Source organism: Paenibacillus agri (genome assembly GCF_013359945.1).
Lineage (GTDB): Bacteria > Bacillota > Bacilli > Paenibacillales > Paenibacillaceae > Paenibacillus_AQ > Paenibacillus_AQ agri.
This window is the reverse complement of record NZ_JABWCS010000221.1, coordinates 460,152-485,150: the sequence shown is the minus strand read 5'-3', so window position 1 is coordinate 485,150 and position 24,999 is coordinate 460,152. Positions and strand designations below refer to the sequence as shown.

The 24,999-nt window shown below is 44.0% G+C and carries 24 protein-coding genes and 1 pseudogene; 5 read left to right on the top strand and 20 right to left on the bottom strand.

Going from position 1 to position 24,999, the window contains the following annotated elements; genetic code table 11:
* Positions 1-183: 183 nt before the first annotated feature.
* Positions 184-780 (bottom strand): TetR/AcrR family transcriptional regulator, encoded by a 597-nt coding sequence (locus tag HPT30_RS28965; RefSeq protein ID WP_175374709.1) that lies wholly within the window; start codon positions 778-780, stop codon positions 184-186.
* A gap of 210 nt (positions 781-990) precedes the next feature.
* Between HPT30_RS28965 and HPT30_RS31040 the strand changes: the two are divergent.
* A pseudogene (locus tag HPT30_RS31040) lies at positions 991-1,562 on the top strand (ribonuclease domain-containing protein).
* A complete protein-coding gene (locus HPT30_RS28955) occupies positions 1,559-1,831 on the top strand; it encodes a barstar family protein (RefSeq protein WP_175374708.1) in 273 nt (90 codons plus the stop codon). Before HPT30_RS31040 ends, HPT30_RS28955 begins: the two are co-directional and overlap by 4 nt.
* Positions 1,832-1,929: 98 nt before the next feature.
* Here the strand turns inward: HPT30_RS28955 and HPT30_RS28950 are convergent, their stop codons facing one another.
* The 9 genes from HPT30_RS28950 to HPT30_RS28910 form a co-directional block, all read right to left on the bottom strand.
* On the bottom strand, positions 1,930-2,658 hold the full coding sequence (locus HPT30_RS28950; protein ID WP_246317509.1) for a GNAT family N-acetyltransferase: 729 nt from the start codon (positions 2,656-2,658) through the stop codon (positions 1,930-1,932).
* Positions 2,659-3,286: 628 nt separating this feature from the next.
* Positions 3,287-4,267 (bottom strand): alpha/beta hydrolase, encoded by a 981-nt coding sequence (locus HPT30_RS28945; protein ID WP_376767077.1) that lies wholly within the window; start codon positions 4,265-4,267, stop codon positions 3,287-3,289.
* Positions 4,268-4,280: 13 nt separating this feature from the next.
* Entirely contained in the window at positions 4,281-5,264 is a 984-nt protein-coding gene (locus HPT30_RS28940) for an alpha/beta fold hydrolase (protein ID WP_175374706.1), read from the bottom strand.
* 232 nt (positions 5,265-5,496) lie between these two features.
* On the bottom strand, positions 5,497-6,864 hold the full coding sequence (locus HPT30_RS28935; protein ID WP_175374705.1) for a sensor histidine kinase: 1,368 nt from the start codon (positions 6,862-6,864) through the stop codon (positions 5,497-5,499).
* A complete protein-coding gene (locus HPT30_RS28930; protein WP_175374704.1) occupies positions 6,861-7,535 on the bottom strand; it encodes a response regulator transcription factor in 675 nt (224 codons plus the stop codon). Before HPT30_RS28930 ends, HPT30_RS28935 begins: the two co-directional genes overlap by 4 nt.
* An 83-nt stretch (positions 7,536-7,618) precedes the next feature.
* Positions 7,619-9,844 (bottom strand): methyl-accepting chemotaxis protein, encoded by a 2,226-nt coding sequence (locus tag HPT30_RS28925; protein WP_175374703.1) that lies wholly within the window; start codon positions 9,842-9,844, stop codon positions 7,619-7,621.
* A 289-nt stretch (positions 9,845-10,133) separates the two neighbouring features.
* Positions 10,134-10,667, bottom strand: coding sequence for a CueP family metal-binding protein (locus HPT30_RS28920; protein ID WP_175374702.1), 534 nt, complete (start codon positions 10,665-10,667; stop codon positions 10,134-10,136).
* A gap of 214 nt (positions 10,668-10,881) precedes the next feature.
* A complete protein-coding gene (locus HPT30_RS28915) occupies positions 10,882-12,117 on the bottom strand; it encodes an MFS transporter (RefSeq protein ID WP_175374701.1) in 1,236 nt (411 codons plus the stop codon).
* 298 nt (positions 12,118-12,415) lie between these two features.
* Positions 12,416-13,468 carry a 2,3-butanediol dehydrogenase gene (locus HPT30_RS28910; RefSeq protein ID WP_175374700.1) on the bottom strand — a complete coding sequence of 351 codons (1,053 nt, stop codon included), beginning with the start codon at positions 13,466-13,468 and terminating at the stop codon, positions 12,416-12,418.
* A 349-nt stretch (positions 13,469-13,817) separates the two neighbouring features.
* On the opposite strand from HPT30_RS28910, the gene HPT30_RS28905 reads away from it, so the two are divergent.
* Both HPT30_RS28905 and HPT30_RS28900 read left to right on the top strand, forming a co-directional pair.
* Complete coding sequence (locus HPT30_RS28905) at positions 13,818-14,843, top strand: LacI family DNA-binding transcriptional regulator (protein ID WP_175374699.1); 1,026 nt, start codon at positions 13,818-13,820, stop codon at positions 14,841-14,843.
* 92 nt (positions 14,844-14,935) lie between these two features.
* Positions 14,936-15,457 (top strand): dihydrofolate reductase family protein, encoded by a 522-nt coding sequence (locus HPT30_RS28900; RefSeq protein ID WP_175374698.1) that lies wholly within the window; start codon positions 14,936-14,938, stop codon positions 15,455-15,457.
* A 50-nt stretch (positions 15,458-15,507) separates the two neighbouring features.
* Here the strand turns inward: HPT30_RS28900 and HPT30_RS28895 are convergent, their stop codons facing one another.
* The 7 genes from HPT30_RS28895 to HPT30_RS28865 form a co-directional block, all read right to left on the bottom strand.
* Positions 15,508-16,128 carry a C39 family peptidase gene (locus tag HPT30_RS28895; RefSeq protein WP_175374697.1) on the bottom strand — a complete coding sequence of 207 codons (621 nt, stop codon included), beginning with the start codon at positions 16,126-16,128 and terminating at the stop codon, positions 15,508-15,510.
* Between the two features lie 46 nt (positions 16,129-16,174).
* Positions 16,175-16,342: a hypothetical protein gene (locus tag HPT30_RS28890; protein ID WP_175374696.1), complete on the bottom strand. Its 168-nt coding sequence runs from the start codon at positions 16,340-16,342 to the stop codon at positions 16,175-16,177.
* A gap of 780 nt (positions 16,343-17,122) precedes the next feature.
* Positions 17,123-17,491 carry a VOC family protein gene (locus HPT30_RS28885; RefSeq protein ID WP_175374695.1) on the bottom strand — a complete coding sequence of 123 codons (369 nt, stop codon included), beginning with the start codon at positions 17,489-17,491 and terminating at the stop codon, positions 17,123-17,125.
* A gap of 16 nt (positions 17,492-17,507) precedes the next feature.
* Entirely contained in the window at positions 17,508-18,311 is an 804-nt protein-coding gene (locus HPT30_RS28880; protein WP_175374694.1) for an ABC transporter permease, read from the bottom strand.
* Position 18,312: 1 nt separating this feature from the next.
* Complete coding sequence (locus HPT30_RS28875; protein WP_175374693.1) at positions 18,313-19,122, bottom strand: ABC transporter permease; 810 nt, start codon at positions 19,120-19,122, stop codon at positions 18,313-18,315.
* A complete protein-coding gene (locus HPT30_RS28870) occupies positions 19,119-20,141 on the bottom strand; it encodes an ABC transporter ATP-binding protein (protein ID WP_175374692.1) in 1,023 nt (340 codons plus the stop codon). Before HPT30_RS28870 ends, HPT30_RS28875 begins: the two co-directional genes overlap by 4 nt.
* A gap of 116 nt (positions 20,142-20,257) precedes the next feature.
* Entirely contained in the window at positions 20,258-20,698 is a 441-nt protein-coding gene (locus HPT30_RS28865) for a GNAT family N-acetyltransferase (RefSeq protein WP_175374691.1), read from the bottom strand.
* Positions 20,699-20,861: 163 nt separating this feature from the next.
* Here HPT30_RS28865 and HPT30_RS28860 point away from each other — a divergent pair, with 163 nt between their 5' ends.
* Positions 20,862-21,902, top strand: a complete 1,041-nt coding sequence (locus HPT30_RS28860; RefSeq protein ID WP_175374690.1) for an NAD(P)/FAD-dependent oxidoreductase — start codon at positions 20,862-20,864, stop codon at positions 21,900-21,902.
* A gap of 236 nt (positions 21,903-22,138) precedes the next feature.
* Here the strand turns inward: HPT30_RS28860 and HPT30_RS28855 are convergent, their stop codons facing one another.
* The 3 genes from HPT30_RS28855 to HPT30_RS28845 all read right to left on the bottom strand — a co-directional run bounded on the left by HPT30_RS28855 (position 22,139) and on the right by HPT30_RS28845 (position 24,665).
* Positions 22,139-22,651 carry a hypothetical protein gene (locus tag HPT30_RS28855; protein ID WP_175374689.1) on the bottom strand — a complete coding sequence of 171 codons (513 nt, stop codon included), beginning with the start codon at positions 22,649-22,651 and terminating at the stop codon, positions 22,139-22,141.
* Between the two features lie 16 nt (positions 22,652-22,667).
* Positions 22,668-23,555, bottom strand: a complete 888-nt coding sequence (locus HPT30_RS30535; RefSeq protein WP_312876388.1) for a peptidoglycan DD-metalloendopeptidase family protein — start codon at positions 23,553-23,555, stop codon at positions 22,668-22,670.
* Between the two features lie 651 nt (positions 23,556-24,206).
* Positions 24,207-24,665, bottom strand: a complete 459-nt coding sequence (locus HPT30_RS28845; protein ID WP_175374688.1) for an SMI1/KNR4 family protein — start codon at positions 24,663-24,665, stop codon at positions 24,207-24,209.
* Between the last annotated feature and the right edge of the window lie 334 nt (positions 24,666-24,999).

The window sequence follows — 24,999 nt, the reverse complement described above, 5'->3', positions numbered from 1 at the left end:
CTGAATCTCTCCCTCGATGGTTTGATATTAAAAATTAGAATGAACGTTCACTCTAGATATTATGCGCTTCTCTGTTTCTTGTCAAGCGGGGGGACCTTGGATATTATGCCCAAGAAATAGCGATTGAATCACTCCAATCTGTAGTGAGCATTCATTCTAATTACTCCGAAAAACTGCCGTAATCTACGGCAAGAAAGCCTTCACTGTACTTACAGAGTTCCAGCTCGAAGAAACCGCCATTTCCAACACTTCAGACGTAAGCTTCAGGTTGCCTTGCAAGTGCCCTTTTACCAAAAATACAAACGTCCCCCAATGCATCTGAACCATCAACCGGGCATCGCTCTGCTTGAAGATTTGTTGCTCCATAGCATCGGCATACATCACAGCCAATGGGCCGCACCAGTTCTTCTCATAAGCAAATTTCTTGGATTCATCATAAATATACGACGATAGCGAATACTGCTCCATGAACTGAAACGCCTCGGGATTGTCGACACTAGACTGGACGACCCGTTGCCAAGTTCTCTGGAAACGTTCGAAAAGATCCGCGCTGTCATTGAAGCCTTGAAGCACATATTCCGTCTGGTATTCCACGATACTGGTGTACAGCTCGTTGATAATCTCTTCTTTTCCCGAAAAGCTGTTGTAAATGCTCCCCATCGAAACTCCAGATTCACTGGAGATCAAGGACATGGAGGTCGCCTGTAGATCATGCTTGCTGAGAAGCCTGAGCGTTGTTTCCAGTACAGCTTTTTTAGATTTCTTATATTTTTCAAACATACCGCATATATCCCCCATTGAAAATTAAACAGTCATCATCTTGAACAGAATGATCATTCTAATTCTAACTTTTCAATATGAGGATGTCAACGAGGGTCCTGCTGAAGATAACAACATCACCTTCCGGACCAACAGCGTATACCGCACTTTTTAATTCCCGATGAATTTGGTACACTTGGACAAATAGATGAATAGAAGTGAGGTAACACCATGTTTGAAGTATTAAAGCAACAACTGAGCCGCTGGTCGCGTTCCTGGCTCGCCGCGATGGCGGTTATTCTGGTCATTGCCCTGACCGGCTGCGGAGAGACCAGCAACAACAACTCTTCAGCAATCTATGAACCAAGTCCAACGTCATCCAGCCAAACCCAAACGGCTCAACCGAAATCTACCCTTGCCCCGAAATCCTCCAAGACACAGGACAAGTCCCAGGCACCGCTTACGAACTTCAAGGACGTATCGGATTATATTAGGCAGCATCATGCTCTTCCGGATAATTTTATTACGAAGAAGGAAGCTGAAGGGCTCGGCTGGGTACTGCCAAGGGAAATCTGAATCAAATTGCGCCAGGTAAAAGCATCGGCGGGGACCGTTTTGGCAACCGGGAAGGACTCTTGCCCAAAGCGAAAAACCGGATTTGGTACGAAGCGGACATTAACTATAAGAAAGGTTCACGCGGGGCAGATCGTATTCTCTACTCCAATGACGGGTTGATCTACATGACTACCGATCATTATAAGTCGTTTACAGATATTACCCAGGAAGGCAGTGTCCCCGAATGAGTAACGTTGTGGAATTAAGACAGTCTGAGGGAGATCGTTACGAGAATATACATGAATGGCTACAGCAAAGTCTTGAGCTGCCTGAGTGGTATGGTCGCAATTTAGATGCGTTGTGGGATTGTGTAACCGGACATCTCCCCTTACCCCTGAAGATCATATGGATTGCAGATTCCGAGCACGGTGAACGTTATTCCGCGGTGATCGAGGTTTTCGAGGATGCTGCCGATCAATATGATGAGATAAGCTTCGACTATGTGACTGAACAGTAAGAACGTCTCTAAGCAACAATAAACAATCCACCGCTTGATGAGATTCCTCATTTGACGGTGGATTCTTTTATATACAGTACCCTCAAGCTATCTACAGTCTATCGACTGTCCGCCATAAATCGCAATTCACGTATAACCTCACCTTCGTTACGGCTTATTTCTGCAAAACCCAGTGAGACATACATCCTAGAGGCTACCTCATTCTCAGCGCGATGACCCAGAATTATTTTGTCACAAGCGTGCTTTTCTTGGATCGTTCGTAGAAGCGCTCTCATACCTGCTGTTCCCAACCCCCGGTGTTGAAACTTATGATGGATCATATAGGCCATAATCCAATAAGCTCCATCCTTGGGATCGACAGCATAGACTGCCAACCCCACTAATTGTGCGTCAGCGTAAATAGCCAGCGGTGTAAATCCACAATAAGCTGATTCTGCGAGCCAATAGACCGCGGGTACTGGAAACACTTCCTTCTGTTCTGCTGTTACCTCAAGCTGGGTGCAGGCATACCAATTACTATGATCGATTGGACTGAGTTGCACTCCACTGTATAATCGGTCACGCAGTCCATGGCGCGCCCTCTCTAGTTTCTCCTTAAGACTTACTGCCCACTCTGGTGAAGAATGGACTTCCATTCCCTCTACACTGCGGAGGAGCCGTGCATACTTATAAAGATCTGCAAACCTTTGGAAGAGCGGAAACGATTGGATAAAAGATTCCTCTAACGGCTTAATGGAACGATAGCCAGTTAGAAAATGCTCTATTTTCCGCTGACTATCATCATTTTCTTCATCCAGCAGATCTGGAATGGCCGATACAATATCCATTGCGTACCAGTGCACCATTGCATCATCAAAGTCGATGACACAGTACCGTGATTTCTCGGCCTCGTTTCGATGGAGTTACCGTCTACAGAAAGGACTGGAGCAACCGTCGAGTAATCTTCAGATCTTAGGTAATTCATAAAATCAAGCTCAGCTTGAATATTATCGATATTGTTGTCCTCTTCATGGACGAAACGAAGAAAATACGACACACCGTTTCTTTTAAACTCATAGATAAAATTGCTGCTTGCTCTCCAGAACTTCAACGTACCATATCATGTTCCCAATGCTGAACCAATTGTTTAGCCACGGAATCATCTGCTGTTCCCCGGACCATATTTTTTAGCAACATCATTTAATATCTGCCTCCCGTCACCTAACGAGAGGTTCTTATTTTACCAATAATAACCTCTCACAGGCTCTTTTGTTGGATTCATTGTTTTCAAAACACCATCACTCCTTCTAGTTCTAGTAGGGATTCATGAAAATCATATCTAGCCACCCTCATGTAATATTGTGGAATATTCTCCATCTGTCATCAAGGTATAGTATAAATAAACATATTCTATACAAAAAAGGATTCGTGCGGACACGAACCCTTTTGACTAGATGTATATTCTATACATTCCGCTTATTTCGCTTGTTCCATGAATTCCTTAAAGCCCTCGGCGATTTCCTTATATTTCGTATGGTGCAAGTAATGACTGCCAGGCAATGATACTACTTTTCCATGTACAGAGTCTTTGATCTGATCTTCATGCAGCTGTTGCCAGCCTTGGTTAGCGGTATTATTCGCATCGATAAAGAAGATTAGGGGCAGCTCTTTAGGGAATGTTAAACCCTTAGCTCCTTCAAAGTTAGAAGCGATATGCTGCATTTCGTCTAAGTTAGTGGAATTATTCGAGTTTTTATTCGAAATCAATCTCATTTGTTCTTTGGTTTGCTCATCATATGCTAATCCAGTATATGGATCACTGCCTACTTTCTTGATCAATCTTACCAGACCTGTTTTTTCAAGAAATGCGAACCCTTTAATTGGCAATTTAGCATCCATTCCAGCTTGTGTTGGAACACTGGTATCGACCCCGACAAATCCGGTTACTTCGTTTGGATATTTGTTCACATAAGCTATCCCGTAAATACCTGCAATAGAATGGCCTCCTAGTACATAGCGGTCAATATTAAGCTGCTGCAACGCTTCATGAACTTCGCTAATAATGTTCTCGGTGGTCCGCTCTTTTTTAGTTCCATCACTTAATCCATAACCGAAAGGCTCAACCGCTACAACTCTGTAATGTGAGGATAGCTCATCGATCAGCAGCTTGAAATCAAGCGCTGGCGATGCTGTTCCGTAACCCGGCAGCAGTACAACCGTTTCCTCGCCATCTCCTTGAATCATTACATTCATCTTTTTCCCGTCTACAGGTACTAACTGACCGTAGGATTGTATTTTTGCAGTCTCCGACTTTGTACTAATAACGTTAACTGTAGATGTAACAACTAGAAAAAGCACAATTGCTACTGCTATAACGCCTACTGTTTTAAGAAAAATATTAAGCGCTTTTTTCATTTTCGGACCCATCTTCATTTTCATTATCTCCCCTTGTTTCAGTGTAATCTTCCCGTTATTTTATTTCTTTCATAAATTCATTTAGATTTTCTACGATAGCTTTGGCATGAATACGATGTAAATAATGTCCTCCGTCAAATGTCATCACTTTTCCATGTATAGAATCTTTGATTTGCTTTTCATGCTCTGGGAGCCATCGATCAGTTGCCGGATGATGCGCTTGTACAAAGAAAATAAGCGGAAGCTCTTTAGGGAAGGTCAATGCTTCAGCTGCCTTAAAATTAGAATACATACTTCCGGCTTCATTCATTGTGGTAGAATTATACATGTTTTTATTCGCAAACAATCTTATTTGTTCTTTTGTAGCATCATCAAATGGAAGTTCAGCAGTAGGGTCATCAACTAGCTTGCTATTCAATCTGATCACACCTGATTTTTTAAGTAGCTTTAAAACACTTATTGTTGATGAGCTAATCTCCTTCTCGCTTAGAGATGGAACACTACTATCAAGCCCGACAAATGCGCTTACTTCGTTTGGATATTTGTTCACATAATCCAATCCGTAAATGCCTGAAATGGAGTGACCCATTAGAATGTAACGGTCGATCTGAAGACGCTGTAAAGCTTCATGAATTTCACCTACAATATTCGCTGTGCTTCGTTCCTTTCCAGTTTGATCACTTAATCCATAGCCGAAAGGCTCAAGCACAACAACTTTGTAGAAAGGCGATAGCTCTTCGATTAGCGATTTAAAGTCCAGAACTGGTGATGCTGTCCCAAACCCTGGTAGCAACACGACGGTTTCTTCACCTTCCCCTTGAATCAAAGCATTCATATGTTTTCCATCTACTGGCACTAACTGGCCATAAGGCACGATTTTCTCTTGCTCCGATTTGTTGCTAATAATATTAACTGTAAAAACAATGGCAAGAAAAAGGACTATTGCTATAATTACTGCCCCTATTATTTTAAGTAGAAGGACTAGTATTTTTCTTGCTTTCGTCCTTTCCTTCGCATTCTTTCCTTCTGGATTTTCCATTTGCATACTCTCCTTCTCGTTATGTTTATACCGCGTTGTCCTAAACTGCCGCTTAGAGGATTTTATACTTGGAAAATGTACTCCCCGTGACGACATTATGAACGGAGTATGAACTAACAAAAAAATGCTACAGCGTCATCTGCAAGCAAGCTTGCACATAATGCCGTAGCATGAAGGTTCTAGAAATCACCTATTTCAGACTATACGTTGGTTTCCCCCTATATAAGTCTGACTAATCTTCTGAGGTTGTGATTGGTAAAGTTACAATGAATGTCGTTCCTTGGCCAGGTTCGCTTTCTACCCGGATGTCGCCTTGATGAAGCGTTACGATCTGTTTAACGATGGCAAGTCCCATGCCGCTACCGTCATACTTACGGCTGTGCGAACGATCAGCCTTGAAAAACCGCTCGAATATACGCTGCTGATCTTCCAGGGGAATTCCAATGCCATGGTCTGATATCCGGACGGTTACGTTATGGCTATCTGATTGGATGCTGACATGAATAACGCCGCTGTCCGCAGAGAATTTGATGCCATTACCGAGTATGTTCGTCCATACCTGATTTAACAGGTCATAGTCGGCCGACAGATTCACTGCCTTCAATTGAAGATCGAAGGTGATGTTGCGGGCCGCCCACTGAGGCTGGATCGCCACAATGACCCTTCTGATCTGTTCATCCAGACTGAACGTGGACAGCCGCAGTTGCTGTGACTGCGATTCAAGCACACTCAGCTTTAGCAGGCTATCGCTCATGTTGGACATCCGGGCAGCCTCAGCGATGATAATATCGAGATACCGGCGCCGCTCGTGCTCCGGGACGTCTACTTGCTTGAGTGCAATAGCATAACCGGATATCGAGGTGAGCGGCGATTGTACTTCGTGCGAGACGTTCGTTACGAACTCCCTGCGCATCTGCTCAAGCTGCTGTAGATCATGCATCATATCTTCAAAGCTGCGAGCCAAGGTACCCAGCTCATCTGTTTGCTTAATCTTCAGCTTAACGTTGAAATCTCCGGTTGCTACACGCCTGGTCGCTGTTGTCAGTTTCTTGATCGGTCTGACCAAGAACATGGCAGCAACCAGAATCAGCAGGCTACCTGCGATCAAAGCATAGGTCAACAAATTCAATATCAGCTTTCTGTTAAAAGAAATAGATGGGGGAGTGAGCATCTCCACAAACATCGCCTTCGTTCCTATTTCCGTTTGCAATGGCATTCCTAATAGATTAGTAGTAGCACCAAAAAAACTAAGTTGAACCACTTCTCCATTAAGCACTTTTTTCACTTGTTCCCTTGTCACATGGACAGGATTATGTCCTTCTCGCGCTCCGTAAGACCTGAACTGACCTGTGTCATCGTAAATTCGAATATGATAGGAATTGAGCTGCTTCATTCCACTTACAAAAACGTCGGCTTCATGTAACGGAATTGTATTGTAGAGCCGAACCATATCCTGCGCGAAGTTACGCAAGGGAATCTGCGCGTTTTCATTCACTTGGCCTTTAAATACCCAGTTTGCCACCAACAAAGCAATGAATAAGCCTCCGACCACAGAGACTAGAAATGTCAGGACAACGCGTGTATAGATGGATTTGATCATTCATACACCTCGAGCCGGTAGCCAAGACCACGTACCGTCTCGATCCGAAACTCATGCGTAGTCGCAAACCGTTCACGCAGGCGTTTAATATGTACGTCTATTGTTCGATCATCGCCAGTGTAATCAAGACCCCAGATTTGATCGATCAACTGCTCACGCGTATAGACCTGTCCGGGTGTTCCAGCCAGCTTATACAGCAATTCGAACTCCTTGAGCGGTAATGCAAGCGCCTCCGACCCTTTCATCACCTTATAGGTCTGTCTGTCAAGGGTGACGTCGCCGAACTGGATTGTCTGCGTGGAACCAATCCGGTATCGTTTCAGCAATGACCTGACACGGACCGTCAGCTCTAGCGGATCGAAGGGTTTTGTCAAATAATCATCCGTACCAAGCTCGAAGCCTTTCACTTTCTCCCATGTTTCACCACGCGCAGTTAGCATAAGTAACGGAAGGTCAGGATTGGCTCTTCGCAGCTCCTTGCATAACGTCCAACCATCCATAATCGGCATCATAATATCAAGCACGACAAGATCGATAGGTGCTGAAGCATAGACACTCAGTGCTTCCTTACCGTCCGCCGCTTCGGCTGTTTCAAATCCGTCGTTACGAAGAAATAAACAGACAAGTTCGCGAATGTTCGCATCATCGTCAGCAACCAGTATAGTAGGCATTCGTTCCCTCTTTTCTTGTTGTCCATCCTAACCACTATACTATAAATCAGTTGCTATTGCCTAAATTACAAGCCCTGCATCATCTAATTTCTCCTGATTTCCTTTAACCTGAACTGCCCAATGAGTTGTTGCAAAAATTCACCGATGACCTCTACATATTGAGCGCTTTGCTGTACATGTACATAGTCGTTCCTAAGCGCTGCCAGCTTCTGTTCGACCTCGGCGGATATATTCCGGTTATCCATGCTGACGGCCGTGATCTCCTCCATCAAACGTACTACCCGTTCAACGACCTCGGATTTGGTGGCTTCACGATCATTAGCCTGAATCAGCAGTTCGGTTGCTGCCGCAACCCTGACACTGCCCTCCTCCACGACCTGTGTAACCTCTGCCATGGATTGCTGCGCACGCTCAGAACCGGCATAGATTTGACCGATGGTCCCCTGAATCTCCGCTACAGATTGACCCGTTGTCTCCGCCAGTTTACGGATTTCCGAAGCCACAACTGCAAACCCTCTTCCATGCTCCCCTACTCTTGCCGCTTCAATTGAAGCATTCAAGGCGAGCAGATTCGTCTGTGAAGATATTCTTTCAATGATCTGCAGAACATCCTCAATACTGCGCGTTGTGCCTACAAAAGAATCCATGGTCTCATGCGTCGCCGATACCTGCTGGGTAATGTTAGCCATCTTATCTCCAATGTTCTCCACCTCTTGGCGGGCAACTCGGATCTGATCCGCAGCCTGTTGTTCAAGCTCCTGCAAAGTTACACGCATGTCTCCTACGGCATCGCTTACAGCATCCAGATCCTGCAGTTGACGAAGGATGCTTTCCACCATGATTTCAATCCGTTCATTCACACGTTCCGTTGATTGTTCTGTCTCCGAAGTTGATGTGCTCAGCTGCCGCTGGCTCACCATCACATCATCCGCCGCATGCTTGACTTTCACCAGAATTCCTTCCTGCGAGTCAATCATACTATTAATCCATTTGGCTGTATCCAACAGCTCGTCTCTCCCAAAGTCTTGAAGCGGGATTCTTTGCGTCAGATCACTGCTGCCTTCAGTGCTACGCCGTATGAAGCGATTAAGCTGTCGTATGCGCCCCGTTTCCGGAAGAAGGCTTCTTCGGAGAATAATCTGCCAGCTAATCAGCCCATATACCAGCACTGCTGCACCAATTATAGAAGCACTACCCAGCGCGCTAACTTCTGTCCTCCCTGTCAAAAATCCAGCAATCAATGCAACCAGAACAGTCATACCGAGCAATAGCGGCAGCATCGTTTTGGTGACATTCCAGCCAAGACTACGAGTACGATAGACCTCCTCAAAGTCAGCCTCACACATCATCCCCCATATATCGGGGCAATGAGGAAGCTGGAGTGTCACCCCTTTGCCAATGACAGGAATGTGCCGGTAATCCGAATATCCGGGAAAAGAAACAAATAAATTGCTGCCGCTGTCAATCGTATTTGCCACGCCGGGATGAAGCTCACCTGAAGCGGGATCGGTGAACACCAGCTCCAATTCTGTATGCTTGTCCACCTTGACCGTACCCCAGCGAGTCGTTACGCCATCCTTCAGATTTTCGCCATGTGTGAAGGTGCGGTCCTCAAATCGGCTGCGGGATAACGCAGTACCTGGTTTAATCTCACTTTGTAGGCGTGGCCCGGCCATAAAAAGATAATGGTCGCCTGAATCAGGATAGATATGCCCCGACTCCCGCTGAATCAAATCTCCAATCACATCATTAGGCACACGTCCACACAAGAAACCCTCGATTTGCCCCTGTCTTTCGATTGGTAAAATAAATAATAAGGTCATCTCATCAAAAAAGGATGAGGTGCTCGGTCCGGCTTGCAGGGTAACTGGATCAGCATACGGCCCGAATAAGCATTTTTGTCCCTCCACACCCTCGGAAGCATATTGCAACCCCTTGCGGATTACACTCTCTTCTCCATACTGCATTCCGCGATGTGCGGGAAAGGTGGTCGAGATTACTGCACCCTCTTTGCTCAGTACAAAAATCTCCGAAAAGTCTGCCGCTCTGCCACGCGTAGCAACAAATAAGGATTCCCATGTCGAATAGTCATGCCCCTCAGGAAAACGAGACTCTCCTTGAAGCATCCGTAACTGCTCATGCAACCGGCTTAAGTAACCCCAATACAATTCAGCCCAATTATGTAATATCTCTTTCCTTGTTTCTGCAATTCCTTCAAAGATATCGGCAATATCAGACTCCAAGTTCCGGTTCAGCCGATTTGACCACCATAGCGGTAAACCTGTTTTCCATCCCAGCCAACTAAACATGACATCCCCTCCTCTTAAATCACCGCTTCCAATGTGAGTTTTCATCACTTTGACTCTTTATTTATTTGTAAAACAAAGAATAAGGAAGCTTAAATTTCCTACTTTAATGAATTAATGCGTTCGTGTAGTCAATAGTAACATAATGACGTAATAATTCATACGTGAATTTTGTATATTTTTAACTATATGAATAAAAAAGAGACACACTGCAGTATTCGCAATGTGTCCTGAGCAAGATATTACTTATCTCGATGAAGCAAAGTTCATGTCGCTTTCAAAATGATCGCCTTTAACTTAATTGCAGCGTTGTAACACAAGTATTGTCGTTCTCAAATGTGGAAATTACCGACTCTGCAGTCTTCCCCTCACGCTCCACGATGATATGGTATGATTTATCTCGCGGCAGCCACAGATCAATAAATCCGTTAGACTGGGATTTCATTGCAGTCTTCTCAATCACTGAATTCCCCTCTGAGTCGTTGATCGTCACATTGAACTCTTGATCCGTCAATTCACCTTGGCAGCCGGTCAAGCTATGGATCGCACAAGGATGCGTTTGTTCGATATAGGGGGCAATCGATAGAAAGAATTCGTTATCCGGCAGATCATAGGCTACTTCCTTAGCGTCTTCGCCTGTTACGATCAGTTGCTTGGAATTGATTGATGCCGACGTCGCCGTTACTTTGCGCGTGCTGAGTTCTTGCACCATTTGCTTAATATCTGCAGTTTCATGATTACTTTTGTTCCCGGCATTACTCGCAAATAGATACGTCCCCAATGCGATAACAGCCACACCAGCGACCACCAAGGTTTTCCATCTCATCTTGAATTCATCCCCTTGTCTGTTTTTACCATTATAATCTAGATCCTCTGCTTATGGACAGGATGACATTCTTTAGACACCGTATTATCATATTTGTCAGAGCAATAAGCGGCATCGGGTAGAAACTCTACCTTCAGAAGCGGATGCACAAGCAAAAAAAGTCCGCATCGGAAGACGCGAACTTTTAGCATAGACACCAATCAGAGTAGGTAGTTTACACACTTACTTGCGTTCTCTTATATAAAACCGGTATTGCTGCTGCTATTAGGATGATACCCATAAAAGCAGGTGCGGCATGACCAAGTAACACGTAGATTTGACCTCCAATGATCGGCCCAATCATTCTTGCTAAAGCCTGAATAGATTGGCTGCCTCCTTGAACCCTTCCTTGCTCACTAGAATCGACAGACTTGGAGAGCATCCCATTGAACGAAGGCCCAAAGATCGAATCACCAAACCCGAATATAAACATCCCAACGATAAAGAGAGGATAGAATGAGAACAAGGCAGATGCCGCAATTAGACAGTAGCCTATAATCTCCGAAACCATTCCTAGAATGGCTATCTGTTTATCATTAAATTTCTTCAAAAGCTGTGGCATCACTAGGCCTTGTGAAACGATGTCCTGAACGCCCATAATTGAGAACATAAGTCCGATTATTGCAGGCTTCCAACTGAATGTATCCATTGAAAATTGTGAAAAAACTGCCTGTAAAGATCCGTTAGGTATCCAAAGTAAAAACGCTGAGATAAGTAGTCTGTTTAAGTTTTTCATGGAAAGCAGGTTTGCAAGCTGTGCAAATGGATTCAGTCTTACAAAGGTTATCTTGTTCAGTCTATTACGCTTATCAAGGCTCTCAGGCATAAAAAAGAATCCATATGCAACATTCAATAAAGTTATGACTGCCCCAAAATACATAGGTACAGAATAACCAAACTTGGCTAGAAAGCCGCCTAGCGTTGGGCCAATGACAGTGCCTACACCTACTACCGCACTCACCCATCCAAAATATTTGGTCCTCTGCTGCGGAGGAATGATGTCTGCAAAATAGGCGAAGATCGTGCTTATGCTCCCGCCTGTTATCCCCTCTATGATGCGCCCGACAAATAGCACCCATAGAGCTCCTCCTATACCAAAAACGATGTACCCAATTGCGGAACCCGATAGGCATAGTAAAAGTAATGGACGGCGGCCATATCTATCGCTCAAAGCTCCAAGTACGGGGGCTGCAAAAAACACACAGAATGCGTAAGCAGAGGTCAGCAGCGTAACAACTATAGCTTGTTGACCCGGATTACTAATATAAGGTTGCACTAAGAATGGAACGACAGGCGCTATGATACTGAAGCCTACCCCGCAAAGAAATACAGAGATAAGACCGAATATTAAAGCGTGTTTATCAATGGTTGGTTCTGCATTCTGCTCATTGTGTGATCTAGATTTGAACATGTAATTCTCCCCTCAAGAGTTGTGAGTTTGATTCCTTGGAAACATTTATATCTTATTGCATTTTTGTTTCCTTGTCAACAAATAAGTATTAATAAAAAATGCAGCCCACCCCTACTAGAGGCTGGCTGCCTATGGTTTCATATTCATTATTTAAAATCCATTTAGATTTCTTTCCTTTAAATTATTGGTCGCCCGGATCATCCACTTCGGATCAACGTTTCTCAAAGTACGAGCTGCCTACGCAAAAACGCCGCCTTAGTCTCACTAAGGCGGCGCTTTGTTATAGGATAACTTTCCGTTAAGGTCTCGGAGAAACCATGATTTTCACTTGGTTTTTCTCTTTTAACAAGGTCTCAAAACCTTCCTCCACAATATCACCCAGCGCAATACGTTTGGTAATCAGCTTTTCCGCTGGGAAATAGCCTTGCCCCATCAAGCTAATTACCGCCGGGAATACATCCCGGTATCCGATAATGCCCGCAATGTTTCTCTCCTGCATGACGATCTGGTTCGGATGAATGGATGCTTCCCGTTCAAAGATACTGACAATCATAATTTGGCCACCGATACCGGTAGATTGAATCGCTTGGGTCAGTACGACCGGAACCCCTGTAACTTCATAAGCCACATCTACTCCACCGTTAGTCAGCTTGATAATTTCCTGAACAGCATCCTTCTCAGCAGGGTTAATACCTATAGCACCAAGCTCCTCTGCCTTATTACGGCGTTCTTCCGACAGCTCGACAGCATAAATCTCGGAAGCGCCAGATGCTTTAAGTGCTTCTATAACAAGCAGCCCGATTGGTCCTGTACCAAATACGGCTGCACGATCTCCAACTTTGAATTGACTGGAACGAACAGCGTACAGCGCAACAGCAGAAGGTTCGACTAGCGCGCCCTGTTCATAGGATAAGCTACTTGGAATCTTGTGCACCATATTTACATCAACAGACACGTACTCAGAGAAGCCCCCTCCGCCACCAGCCAAACCGAGGAATCCCATTTTATCGCACAGATTGTATTTACCCTGTTTGCAGGCAGCACATTTGCCGCACGCAAAGATAGGCTCAACCACTACCCGATCACCGATCTGTAAGGAAGATACCCCTTCTCCAACTTCGACAATCTGACCCGAAAACTCATGTCCCATGACGATTGGAGCTTGTTCATTCGTTAACGGATGAGGTGCTCCTTCCGGGATGAAGATCGGCCCTGCCGCGTATTCATGCAAATCACTACCGCAAATGCCGCAGGCTTCCACTTTGATTTTAACTTGACCTTTCTGAACCTCGGGCTCACGAATCGTTTCTACACGTAAGTCCTTCACACCATGCCATCTGAGCGCTTGCATGTGAGTCATCTCCTATACACTTGTTTAATGAATGAGTTAAGTAAAATTCTTATCAGAACCGGAAACGTTTCCGACAAATATCATGTCACAAATTGTTCAAAGTGTCAACCTATCCATATAAGACAAACTAAAAATCCGAACGTAAATCCCGATCGTCATTGCGGTGATATTTGGACTTACGGTCACTATTGTCGCCTTTTTGTTAATTTCTTTTATTCGTCTTATACTGTAATTGAAATTTCTGTTTACAAGTCATAATCCTCGGTACTGCCAGCTATGCTATAATAAAAATAAGAAATGAAATAATCAATATATATTCGGAAACGATTCCGAGTTGGAAGGAATAGATATGACTGATCCAAAAAAAGTGACGATCGCAGATGTCGCGAAGAAAGCAGGCGTAGGCATTGCCACCGTATCCCGTGCACTTAACAATCAGGAAGGAATCAGTGCAGCGACAAAGGAGCGGATCCTTGAGATCATTAAAGAGATGGGGTTTAGTCCGAACACCTCGGCCCAAAGCCTCAAAATCCGTCAGACCTCTCAGATCGCACTGGCTGTTCCGGATATCCGCAACGCAATCATTCCGGATATAGCCTGGGCCGTAGAACAAGCTGCCAAGCAGCATGGCTACCGGGTAGTACAGATTAATACGCTTGGTAATGCAAGACTGGAGCTTGAGACACTGCGCGAGATTAAGAAGCTTCATGTAGATGGATTAGTCATTATGCCCCTAGCCTATCCTAAACAGCTGGAGAGCCTAATTAATCATGCCAATCTACCGATATCTGTGATCAATTATAGTAAAAAACTCAGTCCAGACTTGAAGGCTGATGTGGTTGGTTTATCCCGTCAGGAAGGCCGCCTGGTCATGGAGCATTTGAAGGGGATCGGGAGAACGAGGATTGCTTACGCCGGCGCGCCGAAGGATAAAATAGAAGAGCGTTATTTTGCCTATGAACAGTCCTTGGCGCAGTTGGATGCTTCTCTTGTTTATTTTGGTGAGGATTTTTCATTTGAGACAGGTAGAATGGCGGCGAATTATTTTTACAGCCTTAAGCACATGCCGGATGCGATTTATGCTGTCAATGATATGATCGCCATCGGAATTGTGAATAGGTTCAAAGAGTTGGGTGTTCGAGTACCTGAGGATGTGGCGATTGCCGGGATCGACAATAACCTGTGGGCGACAGTGACCACACCGCAAATCACCTCGGTTTCTATTATGGGGAGTGAAGTGGGTCGGCTGGCAGCGGAACTGCTGCTGAAGCGGATTCAATCCGCAAGCGTGACGGAATATGAGCGGGTCGAATTTGAACCACGAATCATAGTCAGGGAGTCCAGCGTAACAGCGAATTACTATACTTCCAATTAATCTTCCTTCACTCTTTTTAATATGACAGAGGATGACGTATATCACTGCTATGATGAAGTTGAATCTAATGTCTGAAGGGAGAAATGAAATTAATGAAACGACCAGTTGTACTATACATCGCAGCCTCACTCGACGGTTACATTGCGAGAGAAGATGGCGGAGTGGATTGGCTCAATGATGTCGAGGGGGAAGGCGACAATGGATATAGTGATTTTTATAACACCATTGATACGATCCTGATTGGCAAAAAAACCTATGATCAAACCTTTGAGCTAGCAGATGAATTCCCCTATGCTGATAAAAAATGTTACGTATTCTCCCGTTCCGAGCAACCGCCTAGCCCGCATGTTACCTTCATTCATGAAGATGTCGCCGGCTTTGTGCACAAGCTAAAGGATCAGGACGGTGCCAAGATTTGGATCGTTGGCGGAGCTGAAGTACTCGATGTGCTTATGAAAGAAAAGCTTGTGGATGAATTCATCGTCACCATCACTCCCATTGTACTTGGCAATGGCATTCCACTCTTCAAAGGTGATAACCCGGAACAGAAACTCATGCTTAAAGGGTCGAAATCACTAGGACAATTCGTTGAGCTTCATTATGTTGTAAAATAGCGGATGCGAAAAACCGCCTCTCCCCTTTCGGGTTGGGCGGTTCTTGCGTATTATTCGTTCATCCAAAATGACATAAAGGCACCAGAAAATGATCTTTTAAAATCATCAATGGGTATAAAATGATTGTCCAAATTGTACTCTGAACTGGAGGATGGGTGATTGACAACAAAACCTTGCAGCTCCCCATCTTCTCTAACGGCTCCGATCACAACTATCAAATGACCGCCAGCTTTGATGATCTCACCGTTACTATCCATTTTTCCGCCATTAAAACCGGCACTTACGGATGTAATACACGGTCTATCCTTTTCTATCTCAGAAAGCACATCATTAACATTGCTTTGTCTAAATGTCTGACCCGAAACTTTATATTCTTTTGCGAGCTCAACTAACCCTTTATGTATCCATCCTCGATCACAATGGGCTCCGATTTCTACTCCCCTATATACGAACTCCCCATAGGTCTCACTTAGTTTATTGCCTCGATAAATCTGAAATCCGTCGATGATCATTTTAATAGATGCAATCCCGCAACCACGTACTTGCCAATGTTCAGCATCCTGTTTACTGTTGAATCCTTGTAGATTAACATCATTAAAATCAACTAGCTGCGTGTAAAATGGAATAGGATACGAAATTTTTAATATCTCATTTTGCTCTTTAGCTTTCAATCGATAAACCCTCCCAACTATTCTGTGATTCTATGAGTGCGCCAGCCTACTCAGCACGCAGTATCACTACTGCGATCTCAGGGCGATTGTTAACCCGCCAGCTAACTTCGGCACTACCGAGACCGCGGTTTACGAGCATTTGCGTCTGATCATGATCATCGATTTTAAACATACCGGCATCGTATTTCGGGACAAAATCGCGTTCCGGCGACAACAGCCCACCCACAAACGGAATGCGTAGAACGCCCCCAAACATTTTGCTGTGCAAATCAAACAACTGGATGATACGAAAGCCTTCAAACTCGGCTGGAATTTTCTCAGAAGTGACAGTGTACGTTGTTTCTTGTAGCCAATTATTTTGACGGTAAAGATAGGCTGAACATTATCATATCGTATTACAAATGTAACATTATGTAAATCGATATTACTCATTGCTACTTTTGAAGGATTTGGCGGATGAGTCTGATGCAACAATACAAATAACGCCACTCCTCTGAAGGAGTGGCGCCAGACTGTTGAGAAAGTAGTGGTTTCGAGAAAATCCATTTAACCCTTGATTAATGGACCTATCTCGAAATCAGTATTACTTGCTTCTTGTTGCATCTGGTAACGGACTCCAGTGACGTTATTTCCTAACCACCGACCGTTCCAGAAAATAACGGACTCCAGTGACGTTATGAGCAGAAATTCTGTGTGAAATCCACTGTTTTGGAGGAAATAGCGGCATCTGAGTCCGTTACATGTTCTAGAAGCTGCTTGTTGTGCAAATATCGACGATAGGGTCCGTTAGCCCCAGGCATAAGTTCCAACCTTCTGAAGCAGTGGTTTTGGTAAGCACTGATGATGAAGTTGAGCCTGATTTATAAGGCTATTCCTCATCAACCATCGTAGAGAATGTGTTTCTCGACAGTCTGAACGCCACTCCTCTGTAGGAGTAACGTTTTTTTTGTTTTTGGGCATGCGTTGTCTCGCAAACATCCCGTTTTATAATCTATTATTTATACTGTAAAGCACCCCATAGATTTCCCTCTGAATCATAAAATTTGAGTACCCAGGCAAAACCGTCATCTTGATATAACTGGATGCGGGTATTGAGTGTTACCAAATGTTCATGTAGTTCATGAATCCTCGTTGTGCGATATAGTAGAACTGGAAAGTCTGTTCCGTCCACTGTATAGTGCGCAAATGTTGAATCATCTTCGGTCTGCCATAGCATCAGAAATGGCCCTCCCGGCAAGGTCAGGAACGCGATACGGTCTCCTTCCCGGCTGCTCAATTGAAACCCTAAGTTTTCAGTGTACCACAAGATGGCCCGGTCCAACTGCCGGACTGGAATCTGCACATGTTCTAATGACGTTAACATGATTTATTCTCCTCTCTTAGCTACCCGTGCCCTGATATTGATTCAGTCCCGCATTCCATACCCGATACGCGATGAAGAACAGGAGAAGACCGATGATCGGAGTGGTATACGGAAGCCATGATGCGAACAGCGAGCCTCCCTCCTTATTCAGGATTAGATGGGATGGATAGAAATTGACGAAGCCATAAGGAATGACAAAAGTTAATAGGATCCGCATAATCTTGCTATAGATTGAAATAGGATAATCGACAAAACCACGAATCCCGAAAATCACAATATTTTTAACCGACCTTGCACGAACAATCCAGAAGCACATCGAACCAGTAATGATAATAAAAGAAGCTTGAACGAGCACCGCTCCCAGCAGCATGACGACAAAGCTAAGATAAGAACCCCAATGAAGATGGATATTCAGGTGGCTGAAGCAGACACTCAGCATGATTACCGCAATGGCAATGTCGCCGAGAAAGAAATGACCAAAACTGCGAATGATCATATGGATGAAAGGATTGATCGGTTTGACTAGCAGACTATCAAAAGAGCCTTTATGCACATCATCTTCAACATCATTCATTTGAAAAAAGAAAAAGACCGCTGCTACCGCATAGGTCAGCATATTAAGGGTGTACAGCAGCATGACCTCATACATATTCCAACCGTTTATGGTCTGAAACCGGCTCATTAACGCCCAAATCACGGTATAGCTGACCACATGCGTGAGCGCAAATCCGATAAAGTCCATGTAAAAGCCGAAGCCGTGCTCTGTTTTGCTTTTGAAATAAATAGGGATAAACCGCGCGTAGAGTTTCAGGTATCTCATCTTAGCCTCCCTGGACGACAAGCTTGTGAACAGCTCGCGACCACATCCATTTTTGCAACAACAAAAAACCGGCCATCCAGGCTAATTGCTGTAGAACGATGGCAAGCAGATCGTACCAGCCTGTGACTTTTCCCAAGTATACAGAGATTGGTTCATAGTAGATGAGACGAAACGGAAGGAGGTAAGAAATCTGCACAAGCGAATCCGAGAAAAACCAGATTGGAATAAAAGCGCCCGAAAATAGCCGGATTAGTCCGCCCAGCACCGTGTTCACCTGCCAAACGAGAATATACCAGAAAGCGATTAGCCCAATCGTATACGTAATCAGGAAATTAAGAATCAAGCCATTGAAGACGAGAATTAGAAAGATGAGGCCGTTAGCCAGCGAGGGGAGCTGTACGTGGAAGAATGACATGCTGATAATGACTAACGGTATTAATTCAAATAAGATACGGTACATATTCGTGCCCAAAGCCTGACAGAAAATGACGGAGCGAAAGCTCATCGGCTTAATGAGATCCATTGCAATTTCGCCCGACGATACTTTCGAGCTTACACTAAAAATCACGTCATTCGTGGCAAACACCGAGATCACTGAGCTGACCACAACATAGGTGATCATTTCCTGTAGACTAACTGTACCGGCTTGTGAGCTCAACAGATTATTATCTCCAAACAAAGCGTACCAAATATAGATTTGCACAAGGACTTTAAATAGCTGCCCAAACAGGTAGAGCAGTACCTCAGCGCGAAAAGCAAGCAATGAACGGAAGGCGTTCAGCGTCATTTCCCGATAAAGTGCAATTCTCATACGGTCACTTCCTGCCGCTTGGGCTCTTCCTGACTAAAGCCGGCATACAGATTTCGAATGATCTCTTCGATCTCCGTTTCCTTGACCTTGAAATCACGAACGGAATAGCGAGCCATAATCCATTTAATCACCGCGGACGAATTAATATTATTCTTATCATAGACAAGCTGGGTCTTGGCCTCTTCAGTCCGGTTGAACGAAATTCCCATTCGCAAGAGGGCATCATCCATGACAAAATCCTCTTCCGTATCCAGCTCCATGCTCTCCATGTTGCCGTAATCGTTCTTGAGCGTATGCAGATTGCCGTCATACATTAGCCGGCCGTGATCGACGACCATCACGCGACTGCAGAGCTTCTCGATATCAGCCATATCATGGGTCGTTAAGATGACGGTGGTTCCTCGTTCCCGGTTAATCTGACGGATGAATTCGCGGATGCGTTCCTTTACCACAACATCGAGCCCAATCGTGGGTTCGTCGAGATAGACGATTTGCGGATCATGCAGCAGCGCCGCACACAGATCTGCGCGCATCCGCTGACCAAGGCTTAGCGAACGAACAGCAACATTTTTAAATTCCTCTAGTCCTAAGATGTCGCTGAATAACGCCATGTTCTGCAGATAACGATCCTCCGGGATGTCATACATATATTTCGTCAGCCTAAGTGATTCGATAACTGGCGTATCCCACCATAGCTGGCTTTTCTGGCCGAATACAGCGCCGATTCTCCGCGCATTTTCAATGCGATTTTCAAACGGTACGAGTCCGTTCACACGCACATTGCCGCTGGTCGGGACGAGAATACCTACCATCATTTTGATCGTTGTCGATTTTCCTGCACCATTCGGACCGATGTAACCGACAATCTCACCCTGATCAATCGTAAATGAAATGTCCTCGACCGCAACCTTCTGCTCATACTCCCGGTACAAAAGACTTTTCATCAATGGCCAGAACCCGTCTTTGCGCTTTTGCCGTTTGAATTCTTTCCGCAGATGATCTACTTGAATCAGTGGCATGGCTGACCTCCTCACGCAATATTTACCCAGTATAAAAGATGGAAGGAGACAACTGTTAGATGGCAATCTTATCTTTTGTAGTGTGGAATTGGTTAACTATTTTCGATACAGGAGGTCTATAATTTTTTCTTTAAGAAAAATTGCTTTATCCCTTCTGGATATTCATCGTTCACGGCGAAAACCTCATAGCCCATGCGCTTATAAAACTCCGGTGCTTGATAAGTAAATGTGCAGGTATGAGCGAATATACAGCCCAACTCTTTTCCTAGCCGCTCAGCTTCAGCGATCATGATCTTTCCATAACCTTTGCCCCGGTATTCATCGGCAATCCAAAAAACATCTAAATACAGACCACATAACCAGGTTTCGCAAAACAACCCTCCGACGACGTTGCCTGAGTCATCTTTGAGATATAAATTAATATCCTTCCCCGGCTTTTTGAGCAGCCCGTTAGTTGCACGAACATTGTACTCATAGAGGTTGTTACACATCTGGTCATAATCCGTGTCTTTGCCATCTGTTGTAATCTTGATATCGTCTAAAGTAATCTCTAACATATGTCTACCCCCAGTGGAAATTTATTCATAATAATTAGGGAATTATACCATAATCAAGATTTACTCCATGCGTAGAAAATAATTAAAGCTAAAGAATCCTGTCATGGTTAACTCCCCTCCTCAAACGCCTATGTTACAATGGGGTGCAGAGGAGGAGTCATTATTGAACAAACAAAAAATCGTGATTATTGGCGCAGGAATTGTCGGGGCATCCGTGGCCTATCATCTAGCCAAACGTAATCAGGATGTAACCGTTATTGAACGACACCCTGCCGCAGCGCGTGAAGTCACAGATAAATCTTTTGCTTGGATACATACGACTCATAAGGTGGCTCCCGAATACTGGCATCTGTACGATGCAGCTTTGGAGCAATATCATGCGCTTCAGCAGGAGCTGCCCGAACTGAAAATTCATTGGCATGGAGCGCTGACTTGGGGCACTCCGACCTTACGGGAGCAACCCCACTTTCAAAAATTAAACCGGGAGCAGCTTGAGGCATTGGAGCCGAATCTGCAGGAATATCCGGATGAAGCGATGTTTGTCAGCGAAGAAGGTGCGGTGGATCCTATTGGGGTTACGGAGCTGTTATTGAGCAAAGCGCGGGAGTACGGAGCAAAGGTTCAGTTCGATACCAACGTTACACAGCTGCAGCAAGAAGATTCCCGCCTGGTTGGCGTCCACACATCCAAGGGTTTTCTGGAATCGGATGTCTTGGTATTGGCCGCAGGTACAAGCATACCCGAGCTTTGCAACCCGTTAGGTTGTCCCGTCCCGGTAACCTCTTCGCCTTCCATTCTGATTCAAATGAAAACACCGAATAAACTGATACGCACATTAATCTCAAATGCGCAATTTGAAGCGCGTCAACTGACAGATCATACGCTACTGGCTGCGGAAGATTATATCGACGAGTCGGAGGAAAACGGACCAGAGGCGGTCGGTAGGCGGGCGTTCGACACGTTGCGTCGCAGTCTGAAGGACGGGAATCAACTGGAACTGGAGAGCATAAAGGTCGGGATGAGACCAATGCCTGAAGACGGCTACCCGATCGTGGGCTTTCAAGATCACATAAAGGGACTTTATCTGGCGGTGATGCATTCTGCTATTACGCTGGCGCCCCTGATTGCACGTCTGGCCGCAAGTGAAATCATCGAGCGGGAACCAAGAGGTGAATTAGATCATTGTCGACTCTCGCGATTTTAAGACCACTTGAGGAATGTCCCGCTGTTGACCTCGATACTCCTGAGCACAACGCAAAAGAGTACATCGCCACATGAGCGATGTACTCCCAATTAAAACACTTTACACCTGCTTAAGCCTTCTACTCTACCCCAGTCGCAATCGGGTTCTCACTGTAAGAAATCCAACCACCCTAGTAAAGATATAACTTAGGATATGGTTCTTCAATACTCATCCATATTTTTTCAATTTTTTGAGTTTTATGATTCCGCTATGAGCTCCTTTACTTTTGATTCAAAAACATCCCATTTAGTATCATATCCTACATTATAGTTCCACCCACTTGAACGAAGCTTCTCCCCTAAATAAATGTAATTGGTTCGTTGCTTATCGGTTAAGCTAACCGATAGGGTTTCATCACTAACCTTGAACTCTTTCAAGTAATCATGTAACTTCCAAAGAATAGCTTCCTTATCATCATCTTTTTCCATTCCCATATGTAAGATAACTGAATCAATCGCATCATCTAATTTTTGAGTAACAAGAGGTTCGGTATCCCAATTATTATCTATTTGATGCTGTATAGTTGCTTCTAATTGGGTTAGATCTCGGTAAATATTTGCATTTAATAACTCATATTTTAATTCTTGTCTTTTGTTGTCACGCTTATGATTCATAAATAAAGTCACATTGCCCATTAGTGATACTACTAAAATTACTTTAATCCACTCTAATTTCCTCATATTTTCTCCTATCGTTTTCCCCACATTCATATAGTTAAGAGCTCCATTACTTAGTATGGGGAACTATAATATCACCCTTCTCTGGCATAGGCTTTCCGTCGATATCTCTAAAGTATAACGGTAATCCTTCGGCAAAAATAGGCATTAAAGCTTTGGTTGGATCTTGACGCTGATGATGAATATGCAAATGTGGTTCAGAGGTAGATCCGCTATTACCTACAAATCCAATCAAGTCGCCAGGATTCACATGTTCACCCACTTTTACCGTTACGCTATCCTTTTTCAAATGGTTAAGAAGTAAGTATGTGCCGGTTTCTTCTATTTTTATATAAACATGGTTCCCTTCAGTTGATATAAAATCCTCTGTATTAGGCATAATATCATCTTCATCATCAAAAGCCGCAACTACTACGCCGGAAACGGGGGATATCACTTCAACATTCCATATGCCATAATCCTCAAGCACTGGACTACCAGAATTATAGGGTTCAATCAATATATCATATGCCCATCGTTCAGATGCCCATATGACATGAGGCAAGTTGCTTTCAACTGTATCTCCTCCCCAACCAACAACGCTCTTTTCTTTAATCGGCCATACTATCGTTATAGATGAGTTGGTTTTATTGATACTTACAGGATAAGCAAATTTTATAACATTTAAGGTAAGAAGAATCGGAAACAATAAAACCGTGCATAACGCAAGCGATATGACGGTACGAAAAATCCGCTTCTTTTTTATAGATAGAATGATAATAATTAAAATACTAACAATTAAACCAAGTAAACCTGCAAACGGTAAAAACATCTTTAATAATCCCCATGAGACAGCACCAAATATGCCTTGGACAAAGAACACACAACTCCATAATATACCTATAATTAAAGCAGTAAAAATATTAAAGATTCCTAGACTTTTAATTACTTTTCTCACAAATCATTTCCACCTCTATTTAATAATATTTAGTTCTATTTGATAATATTCTCTCTAGAAGTAATTACTATATTGTAAAATCATACCACAAGAGAAGCTTAATCGATCATAAATAATTGTGATAAAAAATCCACTGTTACTTTACATTCGAATCTCCGATACGGTTCACCGTTATTAATCCTCAACTCTAGATGTTGAATTTATATTGAACTTCCCTTAACAACTTTCATTTGTTGCTTCAATTTATCTCTTTGTTAACACAAAAAACACACCCTCCAAGCCCTAAGACTTGAGACAGTGCATTTTAATTCACTCACTCTCTATAATAAATGAACAACAAGAGTTTCTTATTCTCCTCCGAAACATCCTTCACCAAGACAGGAAATTGTTTCATTAACTATACAAATAAATGACGATCATGGGTTCCAGAACTATACCGTGCAAAATGAGTTGAGTAAATCTTTGTAGCCATTATGGCACCGCGCGACTACATAGATCATTCAGCTTCACATATCCCCCCTCTATTTAGCCTCATCGCAATGGGGTTGACCTCAAATACGTCAGTGGATAATATAAAGAAACTTGTTTCATGTTACCCCTTAGGCAAAAGCTAAGGTATAGGCGGTGCCCATTCCAGTCTTTGTCTTTTAGTTATGAACGCTCATCGATCAGCCGCTCTAGAAATTCCACAAATGTCGAGGCATACGTGTCGATCAAATCATTCATTAGATCATAACACATAACCGGAAACTCGCCCTGTTCGTTTCGCGAAGATATATCAAAAAAGTAAAGCTCGTCACTATCTGGAACGAACAAGTCCAGTCTGTCCGGAAACCGACTTACCCACCACTCCTCAGCTTTATTCAGTCTATGGATATAGAGCAGGTCACTATCGTCATAATCTCTATGTTCTGGATCGCCAACCGTTAGAATATTTCCGCCATTCAACCGCGCATTACCGTAATGAATCAGCCACCAGCGGTAGGACGGAGGCAGGCTGAATCCTAATTCCTCTTCTACTTCCGCTATCCAGCTCTCTTCTGCCCCATGACCGGAAAACCATTTCAATGCAGAGGTTGTCTTCAGTTTATCTGTTAAACGCTCGTACATGGCTGTTATCCTCTCTCCTTTTTCATTTCCAGTTGCTATACTTTTTGTATATTGTAGCACAACAAAATAACGGGTACAGTGCCTACATTCCTATTGTTAATTCACTATATTTTTCTGGGGTCGGATGTCTTGGTATTAACCGCAGGTACAGGCATACCCGAACTTTGCAAACCTTTAGGGTGTCCCGTGGCAGTAACGTCGTCGCCTTCCATTGACCCTTGTGGACTTTCGCGATTTTAGGACCGCTCTAGGGATGTTCTCTCTGTTGACCTCGATACTCTTGAGTACAGTGCAAAAGAGTACATCGCTCATGTGGCGATATACTCCAAATTAA